At 33.4% G+C, this 24,774-nt stretch carries 21 protein-coding genes and 2 tRNA genes; 18 read left to right on the top strand and 5 right to left on the bottom strand.

Features of this window, described 5'->3' with window-relative positions; all coding sequences use genetic code 11:
• The 4 genes from QQM35_RS03180 to QQM35_RS03165 all read left to right on the top strand — a co-directional run bounded on the left by QQM35_RS03180 (position 1) and on the right by QQM35_RS03165 (position 5,410).
• Positions 1-1,968 carry a DHH family phosphoesterase gene (locus tag QQM35_RS03180; protein WP_251521651.1) on the top strand — a complete coding sequence of 656 codons (1,968 nt, stop codon included), beginning with the start codon at positions 1-3 and terminating at the stop codon, positions 1,966-1,968.
• A complete protein-coding gene (gene rplI / locus QQM35_RS03175) occupies positions 1,965-2,411 on the top strand; it encodes a 50S ribosomal protein L9 (RefSeq protein ID WP_251521653.1) in 447 nt (148 codons plus the stop codon). The genes QQM35_RS03180 and rplI overlap by 4 nt, the downstream gene beginning before the upstream one ends.
• Positions 2,412-2,439: 28 nt before the next feature.
• Positions 2,440-3,837: a replicative DNA helicase gene (gene dnaB / locus QQM35_RS03170; protein ID WP_251521655.1), complete on the top strand. Its 1,398-nt coding sequence runs from the start codon at positions 2,440-2,442 to the stop codon at positions 3,835-3,837.
• 289 nt (positions 3,838-4,126) lie between these two features.
• Entirely contained in the window at positions 4,127-5,410 is a 1,284-nt protein-coding gene (locus QQM35_RS03165; RefSeq protein WP_251521657.1) for an adenylosuccinate synthase, read from the top strand.
• 64 nt (positions 5,411-5,474) lie between these two features.
• Here the strand turns inward: QQM35_RS03165 and QQM35_RS03160 are convergent, their stop codons facing one another.
• On the bottom strand, positions 5,475-6,686 hold the full coding sequence (locus QQM35_RS03160; RefSeq protein ID WP_251521659.1) for a macrolide family glycosyltransferase: 1,212 nt from the start codon (positions 6,684-6,686) through the stop codon (positions 5,475-5,477).
• Between the two features lie 265 nt (positions 6,687-6,951).
• Between QQM35_RS03160 and QQM35_RS03155 the strand changes: the two genes are divergently transcribed.
• The 8 genes from QQM35_RS03155 to rlmH all read left to right on the top strand — a co-directional run bounded on the left by QQM35_RS03155 (position 6,952) and on the right by rlmH (position 14,365).
• Positions 6,952-7,026: transfer RNA gene (locus QQM35_RS03155), tRNA-Glu, on the top strand.
• Between the two features lie 5 nt (positions 7,027-7,031).
• Positions 7,032-7,104: transfer RNA gene (locus tag QQM35_RS03150), tRNA-Asp, on the top strand.
• 449 nt (positions 7,105-7,553) lie between these two features.
• On the top strand, positions 7,554-8,255 hold the full coding sequence (gene yycF, locus QQM35_RS03145; RefSeq protein WP_251521661.1) for a response regulator YycF: 702 nt from the start codon (positions 7,554-7,556) through the stop codon (positions 8,253-8,255).
• Between the two features lie 12 nt (positions 8,256-8,267).
• Complete coding sequence (gene walK, locus QQM35_RS03140) at positions 8,268-10,100, top strand: cell wall metabolism sensor histidine kinase WalK (RefSeq protein WP_251521663.1); 1,833 nt, start codon at positions 8,268-8,270, stop codon at positions 10,098-10,100.
• Positions 10,090-11,430, top strand: a complete 1,341-nt coding sequence (locus tag QQM35_RS03135) for a YycH family regulatory protein (RefSeq protein WP_251521673.1) — start codon at positions 10,090-10,092, stop codon at positions 11,428-11,430. The genes walK and QQM35_RS03135 overlap by 11 nt, the downstream gene beginning before the upstream one ends.
• Positions 11,431-12,216 (top strand): two-component system regulatory protein YycI, encoded by a 786-nt coding sequence (locus QQM35_RS03130; protein ID WP_251521676.1) that lies wholly within the window; start codon positions 11,431-11,433, stop codon positions 12,214-12,216.
• Between the two features lie 372 nt (positions 12,217-12,588).
• Entirely contained in the window at positions 12,589-13,389 is an 801-nt protein-coding gene (locus QQM35_RS03125; RefSeq protein WP_251521679.1) for an MBL fold metallo-hydrolase, read from the top strand.
• 496 nt (positions 13,390-13,885) lie between these two features.
• Positions 13,886-14,365, top strand: coding sequence for a 23S rRNA (pseudouridine(1915)-N(3))-methyltransferase RlmH (gene rlmH, locus QQM35_RS03120; protein ID WP_251521682.1), 480 nt, complete (start codon positions 13,886-13,888; stop codon positions 14,363-14,365).
• Positions 14,366-14,457: 92 nt separating this feature from the next.
• Here rlmH and QQM35_RS03115 read toward each other — a convergent pair whose 3' ends face one another.
• On the bottom strand, positions 14,458-16,959 hold the full coding sequence (locus tag QQM35_RS03115) for a beta-mannosidase (protein WP_251521685.1): 2,502 nt from the start codon (positions 16,957-16,959) through the stop codon (positions 14,458-14,460).
• Between the two features lie 476 nt (positions 16,960-17,435).
• On the opposite strand from QQM35_RS03115, the gene QQM35_RS03110 reads away from it, so the two are divergent.
• Positions 17,436-17,708, top strand: coding sequence for a hypothetical protein (locus tag QQM35_RS03110; RefSeq protein ID WP_342610500.1), 273 nt, complete (start codon positions 17,436-17,438; stop codon positions 17,706-17,708).
• Between the two features lie 140 nt (positions 17,709-17,848).
• On the opposite strand, the gene QQM35_RS03105 is transcribed toward QQM35_RS03110, so the two are convergent.
• The gene (locus tag QQM35_RS03105; RefSeq protein WP_251521691.1) at positions 17,849-18,826 is read right to left on the bottom strand and encodes a tRNA dihydrouridine synthase; all 978 of its coding nucleotides are present in this window, start codon (positions 18,824-18,826) and stop codon (positions 17,849-17,851) included.
• 457 nt (positions 18,827-19,283) lie between these two features.
• On the opposite strand from QQM35_RS03105, the gene QQM35_RS03100 reads away from it, so the two are divergent.
• Positions 19,284-19,790 (top strand): helix-turn-helix transcriptional regulator, encoded by a 507-nt coding sequence (locus QQM35_RS03100; RefSeq protein ID WP_251521694.1) that lies wholly within the window; start codon positions 19,284-19,286, stop codon positions 19,788-19,790.
• 103 nt (positions 19,791-19,893) lie between these two features.
• On the opposite strand, the gene QQM35_RS03095 is transcribed toward QQM35_RS03100, so the two are convergent.
• A complete protein-coding gene (locus tag QQM35_RS03095) occupies positions 19,894-20,838 on the bottom strand; it encodes a low temperature requirement protein A (RefSeq protein ID WP_251521698.1) in 945 nt (314 codons plus the stop codon).
• A gap of 280 nt (positions 20,839-21,118) precedes the next feature.
• Between QQM35_RS03095 and QQM35_RS03090 the strand changes: the two genes are divergently transcribed.
• The 3 genes from QQM35_RS03090 (at position 21,119) to QQM35_RS03080 (ending at position 23,079) form a co-directional block, all read left to right on the top strand.
• Positions 21,119-21,811, top strand: a complete 693-nt coding sequence (locus tag QQM35_RS03090; protein WP_251521701.1) for a type 1 glutamine amidotransferase domain-containing protein — start codon at positions 21,119-21,121, stop codon at positions 21,809-21,811.
• A 345-nt stretch (positions 21,812-22,156) separates the two neighbouring features.
• Complete coding sequence (locus tag QQM35_RS03085; RefSeq protein WP_251521704.1) at positions 22,157-22,837, top strand: hypothetical protein; 681 nt, start codon at positions 22,157-22,159, stop codon at positions 22,835-22,837.
• Positions 22,838-22,839: 2 nt separating this feature from the next.
• Positions 22,840-23,079: a hypothetical protein gene (locus tag QQM35_RS03080; protein WP_251521707.1), complete on the top strand. Its 240-nt coding sequence runs from the start codon at positions 22,840-22,842 to the stop codon at positions 23,077-23,079.
• Positions 23,080-23,480: 401 nt separating this feature from the next.
• Here QQM35_RS03080 and QQM35_RS03075 read toward each other — a convergent pair whose 3' ends face one another.
• Entirely contained in the window at positions 23,481-24,215 is a 735-nt protein-coding gene (locus QQM35_RS03075; protein WP_251521709.1) for an NAD-dependent protein deacylase, read from the bottom strand.
• Positions 24,216-24,487: 272 nt separating this feature from the next.
• On the opposite strand from QQM35_RS03075, the gene QQM35_RS03070 reads away from it, so the two are divergent.
• Positions 24,488-24,742 (top strand): hypothetical protein, encoded by a 255-nt coding sequence (locus QQM35_RS03070; protein WP_342610499.1) that lies wholly within the window; start codon positions 24,488-24,490, stop codon positions 24,740-24,742.
• Positions 24,743-24,774 lie beyond the last annotated feature (32 nt).

Here is a 24,774-nt window from a genome sequence, read left to right as displayed (position 1 = left end):
ATGAACCGTCAATCCACTAAAAAGGCATTGGTTTTACCATTTATTATTATGGTATTAACAGCAATTGCGTTAGTTGTGATCTGGTTTATATTTAATCAGCTCGTTGCTGGTATCGCATCAATTGCTTTAATACTTATAATAATTGGGACTTTATTTTTGGTAAGACAGGCTTTTCAAAGATTAGACAACTATGTTGACGATTTAAGTGGACGTGTTTCAGTAGGTAACAATCTCGCAATTAAAAATTTACCTATTGGAATGATCATTCTAGATGACAATGAAAATATTGAATGGATGAACAAATTCATGTCGGAAAGGGTCAACCGCAACGTAATTTCTGACCCGGTCAATGAAGTTTATCCAAACATTTTGAAACAATTAGAGAAAACACAAGAAATTGAAATCGAAGACAATGAACATCACTATCGCGTACAGTACGCAGAAAATGAAAAAGTATTATATTTCTTCGATATTTCTGAAGAAGTTCAAACAAACAAATTGTATGAGGATTCTAAACCAATTATCGCAACGTTATTTTTAGATAACTATGATGAAATAACGCAAAATATGAATGACACACAACGTTCGGAAATCAACTCTATGGTAACGCGTGTCATTAACAAATGGGCGACGGAACATGATGTTTACTTTAAACGTTATAGTTCAGACCAATTTGTAGCTTATTTAAATCAACGCATTTTAAACGAAATAGAAGATAATAACTTTGGAATCTTAGACCAATTAAGAGAGAAAAGTGTCGGTTATCGTGCCCAATTAACATTGAGTATCGGAATTGGTGAAGGATCAGAGAACTTAATCGATTTAGGTGAGTTATCACAATCAGGTCTAGATTTAGCACTTGGACGTGGTGGTGACCAAGTAGCGATTAAACATATGAATGGTAACGTACGTTTCTACGGCGGTAAGACTGACCCTATGGAAAAACGTACACGCGTAAGAGCACGTGTTATTTCACATGCACTGAAAGACATCTTAATGGAAGGTGACAAAGTCATCATCATGGGACATACACGTCCAGATTTAGATGCTATCGGTGCGGCTATCGGTGTTTCACGATTTGCCATGATGAATAACTTAGATGCATACATCGTATTAAATGATTCTGATATTGATCCGACGTTACGACGCGTTATGGATTCTGTAAATGAGAAACCAGAATTGAAAGAACGTTTTATTACATCAGATGAAGCGTGGGACATCATGACTTCCAAGACAACGTTAGTCGTAGTAGATACACACAAACCTGAAATGGTTATCGATGAAAATATTTTAAATAAAGCAAACCGTAAAGTTGTCATCGACCACCATAGACGTGGAGAAAGCTTTATTTCTAGTCCATTATTAATTTATATGGAACCTTATGCCAGCTCTACAGCTGAGTTAGTTACTGAATTATTAGAATATCAACCGACAGAACAACGTCTAACAAGACTTGAATCAACAGTGATGTTTGCAGGTATTATTGTCGATACACGTAACTTCACATTACGAACAGGTTCAAGAACGTTTGATGCGGCAAGTTATTTACGTGCCCACGGTGCTGATACGATATTAACGCAACATTTCTTAAAAGATGATATCGATACGTATATCAATCGTACGGAACTCATTCAAACTGTCGAACTACAAGAACATGGCGTGGCAATTGCACACGGTTCAGAAGAAAAGATTTATCATCCTGTCACAGTTGCACAAGCAGCGGATGAATTGTTAAGTTTAGACGGTGTAGAGGCATCGTATGTAGTCGCTAGAAGAGAAGATAATGTCGTTGGTATGTCTGCCCGCTCACTAGGTGCAGTCAACGTGCAGTTAACGATGGAAGCACTAGGCGGTGGTGGTCACTTAACCAATGCAGCGACGCAACTTAAAGACGTTTCGGTTGAAGAAGCAATCTCACAATTACAACAAGCAATTACAGAACAAATGAGTAGGAGTGAAACTAAATGAAAGTAATATTCACACAAGACGTTAAGGGAAAAGGTAAAAAAGGCGAAGTTAAAGACGTGCCTGTAGGTTATGCTAACAATTTCTTACTTAAGAAAAACTACGCAATCGAAGCGACACCAGGTAACTTAAAACAATTAGAACAACAAAATAAAGCAGCTGAAGCGGAAAGACAACAAGAAATTGAAGATGCTAAAAAATTAAAAGAACAATTAAGCGAACTTGAAGTTGAAGTTTCTGCAAAAACAGGTGAAGGCGGTAAATTATTTGGTTCAGTAAGTACTAAACAAATCGCCCAAGCGTTACAAGAGCAACATGACATTAAAATCGATAAACGTAAAATGGATTTACCAAATGGAATTCATGCATTAGGTTACACTAATGTACCTGTAAAATTAGACAAAGAAGTTGAAGGTACAATTCGCGTGCATACAGTAGAACAGTAATAAGGATGAAATAAGAGGTGTAATCATTATGGATGGAATGTATGAACAAAACCAAATGCCTCATAATAACGAGGCAGAACAATCTGTCTTAGGTGCCATTATTTTAGATCCAGAATTGATTAACTCGACTCAGGAAGTATTGCTTCCTGAGTCATTTTATAGAGGTGCGCATCAACACATCTTTAGATCGATGATGAACTTGAACGAAGATAATAAAGATATTGACGTCGTCACAATCATGGATCAATTGTCACAAGAAGGTAGATTGAATGAAGCGGGTGGACCTCAGTATCTTGCAGAATTAGCGAACAACGTACCAACAACTCGAAATGTACAGTTTTATACAGATATCGTAGTTAAACACGCAATTAAACGTAAAGTGATTCAAGCGGCCGACAGTATTGCGAATGATGGTTATAACGATGAACTCGATCTCGATACAATACTTAACGATGCCGAACGACGTATATTAGAACTCTCATCTAGTCGTGAAAGTGATGGATTTAAAGACATTCGAGATGTGCTCGGAGACGTATATGAGAATGCAGAATTATTAGATCAAAATAGTGGTCAGACCCCAGGGATTCCGACTGGCTATCGTGATTTAGATCAGATGACTGCAGGCTTTAACCGTAATGATTTAATCATTTTAGCGGCACGACCATCAGTAGGTAAGACTGCCTTCGCTCTTAATATTGCACAAAAAGTTGCTACACACGAAGACCAATTTACAGTTGGTATATTTTCACTTGAGATGGGTGCAGATCAGTTAGCTACGCGTATGATTTGTAGTTCAGGAAACGTGGACTCTAATAGATTAAGAACTGGTATGATGACAGAAGAAGACTGGAATCGATTTACTATCGCAGTCGGTAAATTATCACGTACAAAGATCTTTATTGATGATACACCTGGTATTCGTATTACAGATATCCGTTCCAAATGTCGACGTTTAAAGCAAGAACACGGATTAGACATGATTGTGATTGACTATTTACAGTTAATTGCAGGCAGTGGCTCACGCTTTTCAGATAACCGTCAACAAGAAGTTTCTGAAATATCACGTACTTTAAAAGCGATCGCCCGAGAAATTGAATGTCCTGTTATCGCATTAAGTCAGTTATCCCGTGGCGTAGAACAACGTCAAGACAAACGTCCGATGATGAGTGATATTCGTGAATCAGGTTCGATAGAGCAAGATGCGGATATCGTTGCTTTCTTATACCGTGATGATTATTATAACCGCGGTGAAGAAGATGAAGACGATGACGACACAAACTTCGAACCCCAAACGAATGATGAAAATGGCGATATAGAAATTATCATTGCAAAGCAACGTAACGGCCCAACGGGTACTGTAAAACTACATTTTATGAAACAATACAACAAATTTACAGATATAGATTATGCGCATGCAGATATGTAAAAAATAGTATAACAAATTTTTTCCGTACGATATTAACAAATTTTGTTTAATCGTACGGTTTTTATTTCCGAACAAACGACATTTTATAAAGTAAAGTATGTATCACGTTTATTTATGAATGATTTTAAAAACATTGATATTAATGAGTTTAGTAAGATTCAATGATATGCTATAGATAGAGGTCATTTTGATAATTTATAAAAATATAATGTTCGAATTTTGTTTGCAATATACTTGTGGTATTGATAAAATACGAAATGGTTAATTGAGAAAACTTGGAGGTGCTCATATGTCATCAATCGTAGTTGTTGGGACACAATGGGGAGATGAAGGTAAAGGTAAGATTACAGACTTTTTAGCAGAACAAGCTGACGTGATTGCACGTTTTTCAGGCGGTAATAACGCAGGACATACAATTAAATTTGGTGGAGAAACTTATAAATTACATTTAGTACCATCAGGTATTTTTTACAAAGAAAAACTAGCAGTCATTGGTAACGGCGTTGTAGTCGATCCAGTTGCATTGCTAAAAGAATTAGATGGTTTAAATGAAAGAGGTATCTCTACAGATAATTTACGTATTTCAAACCGTGCGCAAGTTATTTTACCTTATCATCTCAAACAAGATGAATATGAAGAAGAACGCCGTGGAGACAATAAAATCGGCACAACTAAAAAAGGTATCGGTCCAGCTTATGTAGATAAAGCTCAACGTATCGGTATCCGTATTGCTGATTTATTAGATAAAGAAACATTTGAACAATTATTAAAACAAAATATTGAATATAAATCAGCTTACTTCAAAGGCATGTTTGATAAAGACTGCCCATCATTTGATGAAATTTTTGAAGAATATTATGCAGCTGGTCAGCGTTTAGCACCATTTGTTACAGATACTGCGAAAGTGCTAGACGACGCATTAATCGATGAAGAAAAGGTATTATTCGAAGGTGCCCAAGGGGTAATGTTAGATATTGACCATGGTACATACCCGTTCGTCACATCAAGTAACCCAGTTGCAGGTAACGTAACAGTCGGTGGCGGTGTAGGTCCTACATCAGTATCTAAAGTTATTGGTGTTTGTAAAGCTTACACATCTCGTGTAGGAGATGGCCCATTCCCAACAGAACTCTTTGATGATGACGGTCATCATATTCGTGAAGTCGGCCGTGAATACGGTACAACTACAGGTCGTCCGCGTCGTGTAGGTTGGTTTGACTCAGTAGTGTTACGTCATTCATGCAGAGCCAGTGGTATTACAGATTTATCTATCAACTCAATCGACGTACTGACTGGTTTAGATAATGTTAAAATCTGTACTGCTTATGAAATTGATGGAAAAGAAATTACAGAGTATCCAGCAAACCTTAAAGATTTAGAACGCAGTAAACCAATCTTTGAAACATTACCAGGTTGGACTGAAGATGTAACACAATGCCGTTCATTAGAAGAATTACCATTGAATGCACGTAAGTATCTAGAACGTATTTCAGAATTATGTAATGTAGATATTTCAATCTTCTCTGTCGGCCCAGACCGTAATCAAACAAATTTACTTAAATCATTATGGTAAACACTAAATAAAAGACCTTGTAGCTAGACCAATTCAGGTTTAGACTACAAGGTTTTTTCTTATATTAAGACTTACAATGTGCATCGCGGAAAGCAATTACACGATCCGCTGCTAATTCAAATCCAGGTTTCTGTTGTTGTTTGTTATCTATAATCTTACTTATATTACGCTTATATTCGTCTTGTTTGTCTAACATTGTCTTTACCGCTTCCTTTATATCGGTAGGTGTGACTGCTTCAGAATTTAACTGAATACCTAAGTTTAAATTTTCAATTTGTTGAGCCACAACAGGTTGATCTGCACTCTGTGGCATTGCAATCATCGGAACCCCTGATAAAATAGCTTCGTTTGTACTATTCATCCCTGCATGTGTAATAAATAGAGAAGTATGTTCTAATACTTCCATTTGAGGCACATAAGACTTTAGGATAAAGTTATTAGGTATTTTATCAAAATCTTCAAGTTGTTTATCCTCGCCTACAGAAGTGACTACAGTGATATTTAAATCTTTAAGCGCTTGAATACATTTATTGAAAAAACCAATATTTTTGTTAAATACTGTGCCGAGCGAAATATAAATTAATGGTTTCGAAGTATCTAAATTTTGTACAAATTCTGACGGTTGTGGTTTCTTAACAGACGGACCTGCAAAGTAATATCTATCTGAATCGAACAGTTCTTTGTTAATTTGGAAGTTCTCCATAACATAAGACAAGTTTAAATCACCGGGGTTATGCATAACTTCAAACCGATTAGGCACACGAACGTCATATTTAGTTTCAACTGCTTCTTTTAATTTATTGAAATTTTTATCTGCTTGTTTTAATTCATCTTCAGAAAGTATCTCTGCAAATTTATTTAATAGAAAGTCAAAGGTTTGTTTAGTATGTGCAAACGAAGTAACTGACGCAATAGTAGGTATGTTTAACTTTTGAGAAATAATATTGCCACAACCGAACATTGAATCATAGATTAAATAATCATACTGTTCATCTTGAATTTCTTCTAAAATTTGCGGAACAATGTGGTCTACGGTATTTAACAGTCCATTAATAACATTGTACAAATTATTTGGCTTAAATGTTGTGAATGCTTCTATGATAGGTTGCGTAGGAAGCGTTCGAACTTCCATATCAATATGATTGAACTTATCTTTGTATTGATCACTTGCATAATACACAATCTCTTCTCCGCGTTCGACTAATGCTTTACATAAAGCGATGGTTGGGTTGAGATGTCCTGTTGAACCAGGATTAACGAATAATATTTTAGACAACTGTTTAACCTCCTATTATGTATGTCCATTCATGCTATCAAACAACGATTAATATAAAAAATATTTAAATGCTTATTGCATCGTTGAATTGTTAAAAGAAAGGTTCATTTTATTGACTTAACATTTATCTTTTTTAATAATTTTAACCATTTTCAAAAGTTTACTTACTTTGTACAACAAAAGAGGAAAAATATACTAAAAACATTAAAAAAAGAGCTTGTCATCGATATAGAGAGTTGATATAATTTATTTTGTGCTTAAGAGAGGCTCCTTGGTCAAGCGGTTAAGACACCGCCCTTTCACGGCGGTAACACGGGTTCGAGTCCCGTAGGAGTCACCATCTTAGGTCCCGTAGTGTAGCGGTTAACACGCCTGCCTGTCACGCAGGAGATCGCGGGTTCGATTCCCGTCGGGACCGTATTGCCCATCCAAGAGGATGGGCATTTTTTATGCGAGAAAATAGCGTGATCTTGTTAAGAATCTGAGACTCAAATAGATAGCTCAGATTTTTTGTTAATTAGGCAGTAGACGTCGCGCTTATATTAAGCTCTACCAATCATCGTTATCATTGCAGGGGTGGGACAATGAAATCTCTATTAGAAAATGCGATTTCTGTCCTACTCTTTTTATTTTGCCGAAAAAGAGTATATTATTTATACTAAAAAGAACTCTATCATCACTTATTATTAAAAGACATATCAAATAAGTTACGATATGATAATAGAAGTGATATTATAATATAATCCAGTATTATAACTTTTTATTTACAAAGATAGAATTAGGCATGTATAAATGGTAAATTATAGGATAAGGGAACATGTAGATTCTTAAATGAAAAGTAAGATAATGAAGAAATGAGGTTTAATAATGGCTAGAAAAATTGTTGTAGTCGATGATGAAAAACCAATTGCTGATATTTTAGAATTCAACCTGAAAAAAGAAGGTTATGAAGTATTTTGTGCATATGATGGAAATGATGCTGTAGATTTAATTTACGATGAAGAACCAGACATCGTATTATTAGACATCATGTTACCAGGTCGTGATGGTATGGAAGTATGTCGCGAAGTACGTAAAAAATTCGAAATGCCGATTATCATGTTAACAGCAAAAGACTCTGAAATTGATAAAGTGTTAGGTTTAGAATTAGGTGCAGATGATTACGTAACGAAACCATTTAGTACACGTGAACTTATTGCACGTGTGAAAGCAAACTTACGTCGTCATTATTCACAACCAGCCCAAGAGGTTGAAGAAGGTACAAACGAAATTATTATTAAAGATATTGTGATTTATCCTGATGCTTATTCAATTAAAAAGCGTGGCGAAGAAATAGAATTAACACATAGAGAATTTGAATTGTTCCATTATTTATCAAAACATATGGGGCAAGTAATGACACGTGAACATTTATTACAAACTGTTTGGGGTTATGATTATTTTGGTGATGTACGTACAGTAGATGTAACAATTAGACGGTTACGTGAAAAAATTGAAGACGATCCTTCACATCCTGAATATATTGTGACACGACGCGGTGTCGGATATTTTTTACAACAGCATGATTAGAGGCTATTTTCGATGAAATGGCTTAAGCAACTTCAATCTTTACACACGAAACTCGTTATCGTCTACGTGTTACTGATTATTATCGGTATGCAAATTATCGGTTCTTACTTTACCAATAAACTTGAAGAAGAATTAACTTCAACTTTTAAGAGTAATATTCAACAATATGCGAAGCAGATAGAGATTAATATTGAAAAAACGTACGATAAGAAAAAGCAAGGTAACACTCAAAAAGCAGTACAAAACTTATTAAGTGAATATGCCAACAGACAAGAAATTGAAGAAATCCGGTTTGTGAATAATGACCAAATCATAATGGCAACTTCAAAGCAGGCTACACGTAGTTTAATTGGTCAAAAAACGAACGATAATTCAGTACAAAAATCATTATCTATAGGTGAGGCGAATAGTCACACTGTATTAAAAGATTACGGTAATGGTAAAAAACGTGTATGGATTTATAATTTACCGGTTAAAACTTCAAACAATAAAACAATTGGCGATATTTACATAGAAGCAGATATTAATAGTGTTTATAATCAATTGAGTGATATTAACCGAATCTTTATTGTAGGTACAGGTATTTCATTATTAATTACTGTAATATTAGGTTTCTTTATCGCAAGAACAATCACGAAACCTATTACTGATATGAGAAACCAAACTTCAGAGATGTCTAAAGGTAACTATACACAACGTGTGAAGATTTACGGAAACGATGAAATTGGTGAGCTCGCACTTGCCTTTAATAACCTATCTAAACGTGTTCAAGAAGCACAAGCGAATACTGAAAGTGAGAAACGTAGACTAGATTCCGTAATCACACACATGAGTGATGGTATTATCGCAACAGATAGACGAGGTCGTGTGCGTATCGTAAACGAAATGGCACTGACGATGATGGGTACTATTAAAGAAGAAATCGTTGGTAAACATATGTTGAAACTTCTTAAACTGGAAGATGATTTCTCTTTAGATGAAATACAAGAGAACAACGATAGCTTCCTGTTAGACATCAATGAGACGGAAGGCATTATTGCACGTGTTAATTTCAGTACAATCGTACAAGAAACAGGCTTCGTTACAGGTTATATTGCCGTGTTACACGATGTTACTGAGCAACAACAAGTTGAACGTGAACGTCGAGAATTCGTTGCCAACGTTTCACATGAGCTACGTACACCGCTTACATCTATGAATAGTTATATCGAAGCCTTAGAAGAAGGCGCTTGGAAAGATGAAAGCTTAGCCCCTAAATTCTTGTCCGTTACGAGAGAAGAAACTGTCCGCATGATTCGACTCGTGAATGATTTATTACAACTTTCTAAAATGGACAACGAATCTGAACAAATCACAAAAGAAATTGTCGATTTTAATCGCTTTATCAATAAAATTATCGATCGTCACGAAATGTCAGCGAAAGATACGACATTTGTACGAGAAATGCCAGAACAAGCCATCTTTACAGAAATTGATCCAGATAAGATGACACAAGTGTTTGATAACGTTATTACAAACGCGATGAAATATTCTCGTGGTGATAAACGTGTTGAGTTTCACGTGAAACAAAACGCATTATATAATCGTATGACGATACGCGTGAAAGATAATGGTATCGGTATCCCGATTAATAAAGTAGAGAAGATTTTTGATCGCTTCTACCGTGTAGATAAAGCACGTACACGTAAAATGGGTGGTACTGGATTAGGTTTAGCGATTTCTAAAGAAATTGTAGAAGCACACAATGGTCGTATTTGGGCTAACAGTGTGGAAGGTCAAGGTACCTCAATCTTTATTACATTACCGATTGAGATAATAGAAGATGGTGATTGGGATGCGGAGTAAAGATTTTATTAAGTCAATCATCCTATTGCTATTAGTATTGATGAGTATCATATTGACGTATAAGACTTGGAACTTTTCACCGAATTTAACTACAGATATTAAAAGTGAAAACGATAGTGATAAAGAAACCAAAGCACGACACATTGGTAACCCTAAAGACCATGCAACAAATCAAGTCATCACTCCATATCAGATCGTTCATTCAAATAAGGACGAAACGAAAGGTTTAATTGCTACGCATGATAATATCGATGCAATCATTAAACCATTAAGAAATAAAACAGTACTTAAATCAGATCAAATGCATAGTAACCATAACCTCATTATTCCTGATTTAAGTAATGACTTTTTGGTACTTGATTTTTCATATGATATGCCATTATCAACATATTTAGGTAGGGTATTGAATATCAAAGCGAAAGTACCTAAAAACTTTAAATTTAATCGACTCTTAATTGATAATTACAACAACGGTAAAATAAAATTATACGCAATTAGTGAAGACCGACATGACGTCGTACGTATGAAAACAAACATCAAAGACCAACAAATTAATAACAAATTAAAAGAAAAGCATAAAGAAATGCAACCTTATACTGAAATCATCACAAATAAAGATTCAGTAGACAAAGCGACGCATATTTTTGCACCAAGCAAACTTAAAAACTTAAAAACATATCACACGATTTATAAAAATATTGGTGTTGAAAGTATGAATTCGATCCTCTTTGACGATTCTGTCGTTGTAAGAAGTTCCAACAGTGGTAACACAACTTACAACAATAATACAGGTGTTGCAAATTATAATGATAATAACCAGAAATATCGTTATACTAATTTAAAAGAGAATCAAGATCGAATAAAAAATATGAAGACGACCATCCCGAGTACAGTAGACTTTATTAATAAACATGGTGGATTTACTGATGATTTCCGTCTTTTCTCAACTGACAACAAAAAAGGTAATCTTACTTATCAAATGTTTATTAAAGGGCGACCAACATTTAGTAATGATAATTTGAATAGTATTGATATTTCATGGAGTGAAAGAGGCCTATTCAGTTACGCTCGTACACTCATCAAAGCGAACGTCACTATCGATAGTGGTGCCGATGACGTGAACTTACCAGGCGCTGAAAAAGTGCGTTCCGAATTAGCAAATAACCATGATATTGACTTTGAAAAGGTAACAGACATGACGATTGGTTATAAGATGGAAAGTCAATTAGATAGTGATAATGAAACGCAGAGTAACAGTGAGTTTAAACCAGAATGGTATGTCGAATATGATGGTAAATGGCGAGCATACAATGATGGGAGGCTAGAATAAATGAACTGGAAAAAGACGAAAACGTTATTAATCTTTGTATTTATTCTAGTGAACATCATGTTGGTCTTTACTTACATCGATAAAGTTAAAAAATCTAACATCAACGATATCGGTAAAGAAAATGCTGTAAACTTCCATCAAGAAGGCATTGAAATTCCTGATAAACTACCCAGCGTTAAAAACGTAAAAATGCAATTAGTCACTGCACGTTCATTTGATTTCACAAATTTTGCCAAATCTCATTCAGATGTTACACGTACAAAATCAGGAGAAGCAGCCAAAGGTAATCTTAGCGATGAGATTGATGTAGGAAATGATCAATACAGCGATTTAAAATCATACATCCAAAAGAATGTCTACAAAGGCGATGATTATGAACTCAGTAAGATTGACGATAATGAAGTCACTTTCGAACAAACTTATAATAATTATCCGATTATGGACAATGTCAAAGCACGTTTAAAGTTTAAGGTAGATAGCGATGGAAAGACTTCAAGTTATACTCAAACAGCGATGAAGTCTATCAAACCATCAAATGGTGCGAACAATGATAAAAAACAAGTAAACAGCGCTAAAAAAGCTATCGAACAATTATACTTTAACCGCTACTTGAAGCGGAATGATGAAGTCAGAAATGCGCGTCTTGGCTATTATACAGTAGTCGAAGAACCTAACGTACAAGTGCTTCAAGCCAATTGGGAAATCAAAGTCAATCATAAAGGTAAGATTACGACATATTACGTCGAAGCGGCATCAAATAACCCTAAGATTAATAAGAAAGATTAACCAATTGAATGTGCTTGGAGGGGTTTATCAGTCTATTACACATAAGCTGATAAACCTCTCTTATTTTTGTAGAATTTGAAAATGATGGGGGGTTAACGCAGTATTTAAAAATTGTAAACTGAGTTGGGTGAAATAATCCAATTTACAGTCATCAACGTGGAAAGTATGTTAAAATTAAATACTGTTAACGACAAACGTGTGAAATAAAACACACTATTTTAGATAAAAATAATTGAAATAATTTAAAAATATAGACTGAAGGTACAGTTACATCACACAAACGGAAGACTACCTTCGATAAAACGAACACCTTTACGCTAAGTGAAAAAGCTTGATTTAAAGGCGTTCTGGCGATGTTATAGATTAGAAAGGGTGAATCGCTTGATACAAATGAGTGTATTAGCAAGTGGTAGTACAGGTAACGCCACTTATGTAGAAAGTGATAAAGGCAGTTTACTAGTAGATGTTGGTTTAACAGGGAAAAAAATGGAAGAACTGTTTGGCCAAATCGACAAACAAATCAAAGAATTAAATGGGATTCTCGTTACGCACGAACACTCAGACCATATTAAAGGTTTAGGAGTGCTGGCACGAAAATATGGACTGCCTATTTATGCGAATGAGAAAACATGGACAGCGATTGAAAAGAAAGATAACAAAATTCCAATCGATCAGAAATTTATCTTTAATCCATATGAAACGCATTCCATTGCAGGATTTGATGTTGAATCATTTAACGTTTCACACGACGCAATAGATCCACAATTTTACATTTTCCATAACAATTATAAGAAGTTTACGATGATTACCGATACAGGTTACGTTTCAGATCGAATGAAAGGAATGATCCAAGGCAGCGATGCCTTTATCTTTGAAAGTAACCACGACGTCGATATGTTACGCATGTGCAGATACCCTTGGAAGACGAAACAACGTATACTAAGCGACGTTGGACACGTATCTAATGAAGATGCGGGACATGCAATGGCTGATGTAATTACAGGTAATACAAAACGTATTTATCTTTCTCATCTATCACAAGACAACAATATGAAAGACTTAGCACGTATGAGCGTCGGTCAAGTACTTAATGAGCGTGATATTGATACGGAAAGAAAAATTTTGTTATGCGATACAGACAAAGCACAAGCAACACCAATATATACACTTTAAATGAGTTGGATAATTAAAATAATTTATTTCATGAAGCTGAGGCAAGAATAGTTGTCTCAGCTTCTTTGTGAATTAGTGGGACTGTGAAATCTCTATTAGAAAATTCAATTTCTGTCCCACCCCCATTAATGATAGTTAAAGTTTATGCACAGGATTATAAATATAAACTTATAAGAAGGTAAGACGGACTCGTACGTGAATATAAGTTTAGAGTAATTAAACTTGAATTGTGAATAAGTATGTATATTGGACGTAAGTTATCCACTAAGTTGTTCATAGTTATCCCAAACTGTGCACAATACACAAGGAAATGCCCACATTATACACAGAGTTATCCACATAAACACAAGTTATACACTCTTTTCTGTGTATAATATCCATTTATTGTTCATAAAAACACTGCATAATTGGTATAATAGAGAAAAGTACTGTTAATAAGTTGATAACCTGTGGATAAGTTATTGGATTTATCCACTTTGATATATAGGAGGTCACAATGAAAATTACAATCCTTTCAGTAGGTAAACTTAAAGAGAAATACTGGAAACAAGCTATTGCAGAATATGAAAAACGCTTAGGCGCATACTCTAAAATAGAAATCGTCGAAGTTCCAGATGAAAAAGCCCCAGAAAACATGAGCGATAAAGAAGTCGAACAAGTAAAAGAAAAAGAAGGGCAGAGATTACTCGCTAAAATCAAACCACAATCCACAGTCATTACCTTAGAAATTAAAGGCAACATGCTCACTTCAGAAGGACTTGCTAAAGAATTAGAAGGAAGAATGACACGCGGCCAAAGCGACTTCACATTTATTATTGGAGGCTCAAACGGCCTGCATCAAGACGTCTTAAATCGCAGCAACTACGCACTCTCATTCAGCAAAATGACCTTCCCACACCAAATGATGCGCGTCGTCTTAATCGAACAAATCTATCGTGCATTTAAGATTATGAGGGGCGAGGCGTATCACAAATAAAACTAAAAAGAGAGTGAGACAGGAATCGAGTTTTTTATAAAGATTTCGTAGTCTCACTCTATTTTGTATTTAGAAGTACAATCATTAAAATTTTAAAGTTGTGTGGTATTTAAAGACTTTATATTTAATTGTTGTTCAAAAGCATGTAAATCTAATGAAGTCGACAGTGATTGCTTAGCCACAGTGATTGTTTTTGGCATCGTAGGAGTTAAATCAAAATAGTTATCACTGAATATACAATCATCTTTATTTAGATCAAGTTCGACGTATTTTGCCATTTGAGTAGAAGTCAAATGAATGATATATTCTTGCTTGTTTTCTTCAATTGAATACGTAATTTCTGGTGTTTTAAACTGGAACGCTTTTGGTGTTACAAAAAGCTTAACACCTGTGGCTATGATAGAATTTGATTCATATAATGTATATTCAAGATATACTTCTTTTAATTGTGCTTGAGTTAAATTATGGAATTGCAATGGTGTGTATTCACTGTGTTGATGGACATCCACATATACGTCAATAACTGAAGTGTCTAATGTATGGTTATTTTGTTTAAGTGACCATTTTAAAGAACCGTGAAATGGCGATGGTGAATCATTAGCGACCGTTATCGAAACGGTGTGGTTTTTAATAGTGACAACGGGTAAAATAGGAGCGTAAAAACGCTTGGTTAAATATTGCTGTGCCTTCCATCGACCAAAGTAATCTATGCCTGACCATGAAATGGTTGGCCAACAATCATTCATCTGCCAAATAAGGACACCTCGACAGTAATCATTTTCTGAACGGAAATGTTCAATTGAATATTGCATTACAATAGCTGCTAGCACTTGTGACAGATATACATAATCTGTAAAATTTTGAGGCCTTTTAAATTCAGTTTGCATATAGTTATCGATAATAGCATTACCATCTTTACACTTCTGATGTGCCAACATGATAGGTGAATTTGGTGATTGTGCTGATTTATCTGCAAATGTGCGAATGGTTTTTATGTTGGGATAACTTTGGAAACCCATTTCAGAAATAAAACGTGCATCTATATTTTGAATCGATTCGTAAGGTGCTTGCCCATCATATGCTAGATAATAATGAAAATCACCGTCTCGTGCGTAATCGAAAATGGATTGTGTATCTTTTTCAGATTTGGTATTGGGTGATGAATGTGCATAAGGTATTTGAGGTGCGATCTTGTGGACAATATCAGGTATTAATTCAATAAATATTTTCTTGTAGCGTCGTTGCATTAAACTTTTAATATGTTCATCCGTAATTTTAGGTGCATCAAAGAAGGCACGTGTATTTTTTGTAAGTGGATCATCACTTGTTAACATCGTGTAGGTCATGTCGATTTCATTATTGCCAAATAATAAAATTAAACTTGGATGATGTGCAATACGTTTAATATTCTGTGTGAGTTCAACAGTAATATTTTCTAAAAACGCTGCATCGGTTGGATAAGATTGACTCGTAAACATACAATCTTGAATGACTAAAATGCCATATTGATTACATAAATCAAAGAATTGAGTTGAAGGGTAGTATGCCCCGCCCCAAACACGTATACAGTTGATATTTGAATTTACACAATCTCTAATTTGAGCAGGTAAATCATATGCACGTGTCTGATTTAATATCGCATCACCAATAATCATATTGGTACCTTTAATAAAAATAGGCGTGTTATTGATAAGAAATTCGAATTTAGAACCGTCGCGATCATTCTCGCGATTTAATTCAATGGTTCTGAGGCCAATTGCATAATCTGTACAATCAATTAATTTATCTTCTTTATACAAGGTAACGTTTACTGTGTATAAAGATTGCTCACCATAGCCAATGGGCCACCATAAATGTGGGTGCTCAATCAAGAATGTGTGTTCTAGCATTTGCTCATCGTTTACAGTGACTGAGGTTATCAGTTTCTTATTAGGATCATATAAAGTAAGTACTAAAGATAGGTCTTGCGTAACGACTGAATCAGAGCTGACATTTAATTCAACAGTGTCTTTATGATGTGTTTGCTTAAATTGAAGCTGTGGAATATTTGCATCATTTCCAAATTGAATTGAAATGGACTTCCATATGCCAGAATCAGGCAATTTAATGCCCCAATCCCATCCAAACATGCATTGTGCTTTTCTTAAATAAGCTAAATCATTCGAACCTTGTTGTTCCATATTTTTTAAATACTGTACAGGTGAAGAGAACTTAATTTCTATTGTGTTTTCACCGTTAACTACATAAGGTTTGATATCAATGTCATAGTGACGATACATATTATTTGTTTCTATGATTTTATGATTATTGATAAAAATTGTCGCCAAGGTATCAAGACCGTCACAACTTAATACAATTTTATTACTACTTAATACGTTAGTGTCTATAGTAAATGTTCTAGAAAAACTATAATCATAATTAAATAAATGTTGAATTTGGTTTTCATTATTTGCGTAATAAGGATGATCGATTAAACGGTTTTCAAGTGCGCCACTTATGACAGTACCAGGAATTGTTACCGGAATATCATGTAAATATTTATTGCCTGTTAGATTATTTAATATCCAAGTCCCATTTAAATCTATTACATTCATTTTATCGAACTCCTCAAAAATTTTACTCTTCGTATAATTTATAAAATTCTCTGTGTTAGACCACGTATGTTTTGATTCGGAAATTCAAGGTGTAAGTACATAAAATGTATAGAACAAACCAGGATAAATAATTAACCGAGCTTGTACTCCGCTTTGATTAACTTTAGTGCGATAGTTCTACTCTCACTTAATAACATTTCGTCTGCGCCCATTTAAATCAACATTGACAGTATATGTTTATAGTACCACAAGCAGGTGAAACATACGGATTCGTTAATTGATCGTTCTGTTCATACGTTATATTAATATTTGTTGTTTCTTTTATGGTCGGTGGTTTGAAACAAAAATCACATCTTTACAGACATCAGGTTTATCCTTTACAAGCGATCGAATAAAAAATATTATTTAATCAAGTTGGAGTTATGAATATAAGTATTATAGATTGTACTTATAATAGAATGCACAGATACAGTGTATTGCTTAAATCGATTATCCAAACTTTAATAGAAAATAGTGATGATGAATTTACAAAAGGAACACTTACACAGCGTGAAATTTATATGTTAATTAAAAATGTAGATGAATTCAAAAAGAAAGAAATAACAATTGAAGAAGTCGATAATATGTTAAATTTACTTTCTAATCCTTTAATAGGTTGTGTTGGGAAAGAAAAGGATGGTTATTATGCAAAAGGTTCTCTCGTAGATGCACAACTAAAATTTGGATTTTACTATTATTGCATCAATTAAATAATAATTTCTAGGCGTCTCTAGAAACAGATGTGCTGCTAAAACAATTTTATAAATTAAAAAGAGACATTAGCTATTTGCTAATGCCTCTTTTTATTGCCCACACCCTCATCAAAATTACAAAAGTTTCAAAAACTGTATTACGATTCTTGTTCGTCCATTTGGGCTTCAAATTCATCGAGTAATGCGACTGCTTCGTCAGTTGTGTTTGTTTGCATCAGTTGATGTCGTAGTTCGCTAGCCCCTCTGATGCCACGGACATAGATTTTAAAGAATCTGCGTAATGGTTTGTATAGGCGAGGTTCATCTTTTGAATATTTGTTGAATAATGCTAGATGTAATCTCAATAAACCTAATAGTTCTTTACTTGTATGTTCGCGAGGTTCTTTTTCAAATGCAAAAGGATTATGAAAAATGCCTCTGCCAATCATGATACCGTCGACGCCATATTTTTCAGCAAGTTCAAGACCTGTTTGTCTATCTGGGATATCACCGTTAATAGTTAATAGCGTATCTGGTGCGATTTGGTCACGCAGTTCTTTGATCGCTTCAATTAATTCCCAGTGTGCATCGACTTTACTCATCTCTTTTCTAGTACGGAGATGGATTGATAAGTTTGCAATGTCTTGTTCGAAGACGTGTTTCAGCCAATCTCTCCACTCATCTATTTCATAATAACCTAGACGTGTTTTAACACTGACCGGTAGACCTCCCGCTTTAGCAGCTTGAATGATTTCAGCTGCAGTTTCAGGTCGCAGAATCAGGCCAGAACCTTTACCTTTGCTTGCGACATTAGCTACTGGGCAACCCATATTTAAATCAATACCTTTAAAGCCCATCTCTGCCATGCCGATACTCATTTCTCTAAAATGCTCTGGCTTGTCTCCCCATATATGAGCCACCATAGGCTGTTCATCCTCACTGAACGTTAGACGTCCGCGTACACTATGAATACCTTCAGGATGGCAGAAACTCTCAGTATTTGTAAATTCAGTGAAAAACACATCTGGTCTACCTGCTTCACTCACAACGTGACGAAAGACGATATTCGTAACGTCTTCCATAGGTGCCAAAATGAAAAATGGACGTGGTAATTCACGCCAAAAATTTTCCTTCATAATATATTTAAACCTTCTTTTCTATAAATGTTTCTACTTTTTATCCATAATGATATTACTATAAATTATCAAATTACACAAAAGGATTTTTTCCAGTAACTAACTTTATAAAGAAATATTTGTTCGTTATCCAAATTGGTCATGACTATGATAATTCTACCAACGCAAATTATTACAAACAATTACTTTTTATATAGATATTTTTGATACAGTTTATTTCCTGGAAAATATTTATAAGTAAAGGTTGAATGAAATAAATGTGTATTTATGCTTTATAAGAAAAGATTGAACTACTTCAAAATTAAAAAAGTTTTGTTTTATTCGAAGATTGCTAAACTACAACTATTTGTTATAACCCTGTGACATTGTTGATATAACGCGGATGTAACAGGTTTGTTTCTTTTTATTTTCGTCTTATTGTGTAATCATAAAATTATCCTAGATAAGGAAAAAGAATATGTTGTATAAAAAATTAAAATCGGCACGAGAAGAAAGTGGATTAACTCAATCAGAAGTAGCTAAAAAATTATATGTAACTAGGCAAACTGTTTCTCGGTGGGAACAAGGTAAAACATTACCTAATATTTATGTTATTCAAAAATTGAGTAATCTTTATTGTCTATCCTTAGATGAATTAGTAGAAAATACCGTGTTTGAAAAAGAAGAGGTGAAAAATATGAAAAAAATAAATTTCTTTGCATTATTTGGAGCATTAGTTTTTAATATTTTTCTATTTTCCTTAGTTATTTTGTTTTTAAGTGGAATATTAATACTTTCATATGGAATTTCATTAATAATGATTTTTAGTCCTTTAATTTTTGTTGTTTTTGTCTTAACAGGTATACAAGATTTTAATGTATTTCAATTAATTTTGACTATATTTTTCATAGGTATTGGTTTATTTTCTATTCCTTTACTAAAAAAATCACTTTTACGTCACTTGATTTTATTAAAGGCTATTTAAAATATAACCATAAATCAATAATGTATTGATTATGGTGAACTTAGATTATTTATTTATTTACGAAAATTTCATAAAAAATTCAAATTAAAGAGAGTAAGTTAACTTACTCTCTTTCTAAATGCGTGTAAATGTTAATGATGGCACCAATAATAAATATGATGAAGAAAATGATAAATCCATATATTTCAGTAGAATGCACTTCTTCATGGGATAAAAATTTATTCATTAACAAGAATAAGGTGTCTAATGAAAATATTAATAGTAAATGTAGGTAAATCGTTAGGAACCCGGTTTGACTCGTAGTGTTTTTGTCGGTCATTTTATAATGATAAGTGTAGAAAATAAATAATATAGTGATGAATATGAAACTAAATACGTATTTAATGTCTAGATCTGTCAATTTTATATTCTGAATTAATAATACAAGACCTTCGCCAAATATTAATATTACTAGTAAGCTTAATCTTTCAGTTAAATGATTGAAAAATACAGGATTTCTATGTGAAATTTTGTAAAAGTATAAAGGAAATGTAGCTACTATTAATATTCCGACAAAATAAACCCAAAAGTTAATCGGTGCAGGTAAAAATAGTGAAATGATAGAAATAATAATTGTTAGTATTAATCCTGTTGTATACGTTTTCACTAGTTTTCCTTCAACATCTTTATTATCAAGGAAGTGGTTCATGTAATATTGTATGACGATACTTAAATATATGATTGTTGACATGATAACAAACGGTTTAAAGGTTTGTTGGAATTCTGCGTTTATTGCTTTTGATAATATAATAATTAAATACATATCTATAAATACGAATAGGTATTGATACCATTTTTTGTTAAAAAATCGATTTACTAAAAGTGTTCTGTAAATCCATATAGAGAAAAACACAAGAAATAGCATGAAACTTTTTCCTAAATCTTCATAGGCCATTAAATTGTCCGATATACTTTCTACAGTTTGATTTATGGTTGATAGAACATAAACGAATATTAAATCAAAGAATAATTCCGTCATACTGACATCTTTTTTATCTATTCTTTCCATTATTTCACATCTTAATTTTATAAACAGCCATCTTCATATTACAACATGAGACATTATTTATTAATGTGTCTTATAACTATCGTTAAACTATTTACCTCTTATGAATAGGGTTTAATCATAATCATCAAAATGAAGCTTTTAGTAAAACACCCAATTCAATGTTTATAATCACACATTAATGTATAATTTAAGTGAAAATCTTAAGAAGAAATGTGTATTTTAAATTTTCTCTAGGTATGTAGCTTTTTATAACTTAAATAAGTTAAAGGAGACTAGGATTATGAGTAAAATTATGATTGTTAATACAAGTACGAATAATTTTGAAGGTACTAGTAAACCGACAGGTCTTTGGCTTGGAGAACTTGTTCATTTTTATGATTATTTTAATGCTTATAATCATGAAATTAATTTATTTAATATTGATGGTGACACTACGCCAATTGATCCTGTTAGTTTAAAACCATTGATGTTAGATAGTGTAACGAAAGCGTATTTCAATGATGAATCATTTATGGAATTATTAAGAAATTCTAAGTCTATTGAAGAAGCAAATCCTACAGAATATGATGTGATTTATTTTACTGGTGGGCATGGTGTGATGTTTGATTTTCCTAATAATGACACGATTCAACATGCAGTAAATGAAGTATATAATCATGACGGCGTGGTTGCTGCAGTTTGTCATGGTATAGCGGCTTTATTAAATGTAAAAGATAAAAATGGTAGATATTTTATTGATAAAAGAGAAATCACGGGCTTTTCAAACATTGAAGAAGTATTAGCAAATCGTAAAAATATCGTGCCATTTATGTTAGAAAGTGAAATTAAACGACGTGAGGCACGTTATAGCAAAGCCAAAATTCCATTTACGCCTTATGTTAAAGTGGATAATAGATTGGTAACAGGACAAAATCCACAGTCGCCAAAACAAGTTGCAGAAGCGGTTGATCATATACTTAGAAATGATGTTTGAGAATAAATTTATTCATAATTTAAAAATATTTCATGCACGGCATAATAATAAATGAATTTTACAAGTTTATATAAAGTTTAACTGTCTGAGACAAAAATAGATGTCTCAGACTTTTTTCAACTAGGCAGTAAATCTCTTAATTAAAAACGCTCTTATATCAATAATAATTATCCTTGCAGGAATAGGACTACGAAATCCCTATTAGAAAATTATATTTCTGTCCTACTCTTTTTTTATAATTTATAAAAAAGAATAAAACAACACAATATTTATGATATATTGTTATTGGAATACATATTTTAAATTTATTTGTATTACTTTCAAATTTTAAAAGGGGTGGAGAAAATGAAAAATATTAACAAATTTTTATTAACATTTGGTTCACTTAGTTTGGCTATGACTTTAACGGCGTGTAGTAATGGGGAAAAAACAGAAAAGCATGATAATAATAAGGAAAAACAAGAGGCTACGACGGATAAACAAGACAAACCAAAACAGGAAAGTAATCAATCTGAGACACAAAAAAATGAAAATAAGAAAAATGACAATTCACAAGAAAATGAACAGAAATTAGACGATAAAACTAAATTAGCTTTAGCATTTTTCGCGAAAGGCACTGAAAAACACATGTTGTCGAGAGACGAAGTTTTAACAGGTGTTTTCACAGTAAGAAATGGTAGTGAGTCTGAAAAGAAACAATTATATAAGCTCGTGTTGTCAAAAGAGGATTCGGTCGTAAATGCACCTCAAGGTATGAAATTTTACAAAGTTTATCCATCTATTGGTAATTTTACGTCTATCATCGGTATCAGTGATAAAAAAATAATTGCAGCTAGTACCCAAAGTAGACTAGACTACAAACAACTCTTGAGAACAGGAAAAGAATTTAATACACAAGATTTATATAAGCAATTTAAAAATAATTCATCCTTACCGGAATTAGCGAATAAAATCGAAATTTCGAACCAAAGCCCTGCGGAAGATAAAGAGAAACTAAAAGTTATGAAGAACATGAGAGCACGGTAACTATGGTACATTACCGATCACAAATTTATCAAATAATTACAGAATTTAACGGTCAACCGATTGATACAGATAAGTACTTAGTTGATAATGTAAAGCAAAAAGATGATGGTGGATGGCTAGTTAACTACCGTGATAAAAGAACCGCAGAAATCGTAGGTACTTTTACAACAGAAGGAGAAAATAAAATTGTTAAAAAAGACGCTGATGGTAATGTCATTAAAGAAAAAACATATGAAGAGTAACTTCAATCAAATTAATTTTCTTCCATAAAACGTGTAAGGGTATTTGAAGATAATACTAACAATAAATGCAGTCTAGCATTATAAAAAAATGGCAAGAATGGAATTAACCATTCTTGCCACTTTACTATTTATCATAGACTTTTAATTAAAATTTGTCTTTTAAGTCTTTCGCTTTGTCTTTAAGTTCTTCTTGTTTATCTTCGTCATTTTTGATTTCTTCGGCTTTATCTTCTGCTTGTTCTTTGAATTCGTCAAATTTACTCATAATAAATGCCTCCTTTAAATGATATATAACTATTATTCCTCAAAAGCAGGACTTTAAACATTTATTGGAAAACAATATTTAAATTCAGTAATAATTGTCAATTTTCATTTGAGGTTAGACTGCCGTTTTAGTGACCTCACTGTGACTTGCGTAAGGAATCAATTGCTGACACCATATCGTCGTTAATGACTAATGTCGCATCATCATCGTAAGGCGTTGTATCTTTATTAATAATAATTAAGTTCTCTCCTTCAAAATTTGAAATGAGTCCTGCTGCGGGTTGAACAATTAACGACGACCCTAAAACGACGAGTGTGTCTGCAGTTTTTAATTTATGAAGTGCATTAAAAATAGTACCTTGATTTAACATTTCACCATATAAGACAATATCGGGTCTAATAGGGTTTCCGCATTTATCACAATGGCGTAAATGATTTTGTATAACTTCATGTTTTGTATATTTATGTTGGCAATGGAGACAGAAGAATTGATTTAACGTTCCATGTAACTCGTCCACGTTTTGACTACCTGCATCAGAATGTAGACCATCTATATTTTGAGTAATAACACCGTTGGATTGATGTTTCTTCTCAAGTTCTGCAATCCATTGGTGTACAGTATTTGGTTTTTTATCGGCGAATAATAAATATCGGTGACAAAAATCTATAAAGCCTTCTGGGTCACTTTCTAAATAATCGGAACTTAATATATATTCAGGTGAGTAGCCTTTTTTAGTGATTTCATCGTTTAGACCACCGATTGAGCGGAAATCCGGTATCCCGCTTGCGACAGAAATACCTGCCCCTGTGAAGAAAGCGATATTTTCTGAATTTCTAATAATATCATCTAGTTGTTGTATTTTATGATTCATTGATTTCACTCCAATAAATATTAATATCAGGACCAACGATTTCACGTTAATTGTAAAATGCTGCAAAGCGTTTAGCAAATTTCAAAGTTATGTAATGTCTGTCAGTTCGCTCCGCATACCAACCCCAAAAAACCCTCACTAATATTTACTATTTACATCATTTGAATATTCTGGTAACTTTATAAGTAGTAAACGCTACATAAATTAATTTTATGTAGTTTTTATTTCAATTAATTTTGAAAGCGCTTTCTAAAACAAAGGGGAACGAGGCTATGAAACAAAAATTAAAAATGCCGAATACTTTTGTCATATTATTTGGCCTTTTATTCATCGTATGGATATTAAGTTTCATTATTCCTTCTGGTGAATTTGCGAGAAAGGGTTCAAATGATGAAGTTGTAGCTAATAGCTTCAAGTATATTGATCATGTTTATCTCAATATTTTAGATTTCTTTATGGCTATACCTAAAGGAATGATTGAGACCGCTGATTTAATATTTTTAGTGTTAATTATGGGTGGGCCGTAGCGGTAATTGAAAAACAGGGGACTTTCAATGCT

Source organism: Staphylococcus hsinchuensis (assembly GCF_038789205.1).
Classification (GTDB): Bacteria; Bacillota; Bacilli; order Staphylococcales; family Staphylococcaceae; genus Staphylococcus; species Staphylococcus hsinchuensis.
The sequence above is the reverse complement of the archived record's forward strand: the minus strand, read 5'-3'. Positions and strand labels throughout refer to the sequence as shown.

Bases quoted from the DNA above. Each gene is read 5' to 3' on its own strand.
- QQM35_RS03180 (WP_251521651.1), top strand. From the start codon at position 1: ATGAACCGTCAATCCACTAAAAAGGCATTGGTTTTACCATTTATTATT.
- rplI (WP_251521653.1), top strand. From the start codon at position 1,965: ATGAAAGTAATATTCACACAAGACGTTAAGGGAAAAGGTAAAAAAGGC.
- dnaB (WP_251521655.1), top strand. From the start codon at position 2,440: ATGGATGGAATGTATGAACAAAACCAAATGCCTCATAATAACGAGGCA.
- QQM35_RS03165 (WP_251521657.1), top strand. From the start codon at position 4,127: ATGTCATCAATCGTAGTTGTTGGGACACAATGGGGAGATGAAGGTAAA.
- yycF (WP_251521661.1), top strand. From the start codon at position 7,554: ATGGCTAGAAAAATTGTTGTAGTCGATGATGAAAAACCAATTGCTGAT.
- walK (WP_251521663.1), top strand. From the start codon at position 8,268: ATGAAATGGCTTAAGCAACTTCAATCTTTACACACGAAACTCGTTATC.
- QQM35_RS03135 (WP_251521673.1), top strand. From the start codon at position 10,090: ATGCGGAGTAAAGATTTTATTAAGTCAATCATCCTATTGCTATTAGTA.
- QQM35_RS03130 (WP_251521676.1), top strand. From the start codon at position 11,431: ATGAACTGGAAAAAGACGAAAACGTTATTAATCTTTGTATTTATTCTA.
- rlmH (WP_251521682.1), top strand. From the start codon at position 13,886: ATGAAAATTACAATCCTTTCAGTAGGTAAACTTAAAGAGAAATACTGG.
- QQM35_RS03115 (WP_251521685.1), bottom strand. From the start codon at position 16,959: ATGAATGTAATAGATTTAAATGGGACTTGGATATTAAATAATCTAACA.
- QQM35_RS03105 (WP_251521691.1), bottom strand. From the start codon at position 18,826: ATGAAGGAAAATTTTTGGCGTGAATTACCACGTCCATTTTTCATTTTG.
- QQM35_RS03100 (WP_251521694.1), top strand. From the start codon at position 19,284: ATGTTGTATAAAAAATTAAAATCGGCACGAGAAGAAAGTGGATTAACT.
- QQM35_RS03095 (WP_251521698.1), bottom strand. From the start codon at position 20,838: ATGGAAAGAATAGATAAAAAAGATGTCAGTATGACGGAATTATTCTTT.
- QQM35_RS03090 (WP_251521701.1), top strand. From the start codon at position 21,119: ATGAGTAAAATTATGATTGTTAATACAAGTACGAATAATTTTGAAGGT.
- QQM35_RS03085 (WP_251521704.1), top strand. From the start codon at position 22,157: ATGAAAAATATTAACAAATTTTTATTAACATTTGGTTCACTTAGTTTG.
- QQM35_RS03080 (WP_251521707.1), top strand. From the start codon at position 22,840: ATGGTACATTACCGATCACAAATTTATCAAATAATTACAGAATTTAAC.
- QQM35_RS03075 (WP_251521709.1), bottom strand. From the start codon at position 24,215: ATGAATCATAAAATACAACAACTAGATGATATTATTAGAAATTCAGAA.
- QQM35_RS03070 (WP_342610499.1), top strand. From the start codon at position 24,488: ATGAAACAAAAATTAAAAATGCCGAATACTTTTGTCATATTATTTGGC.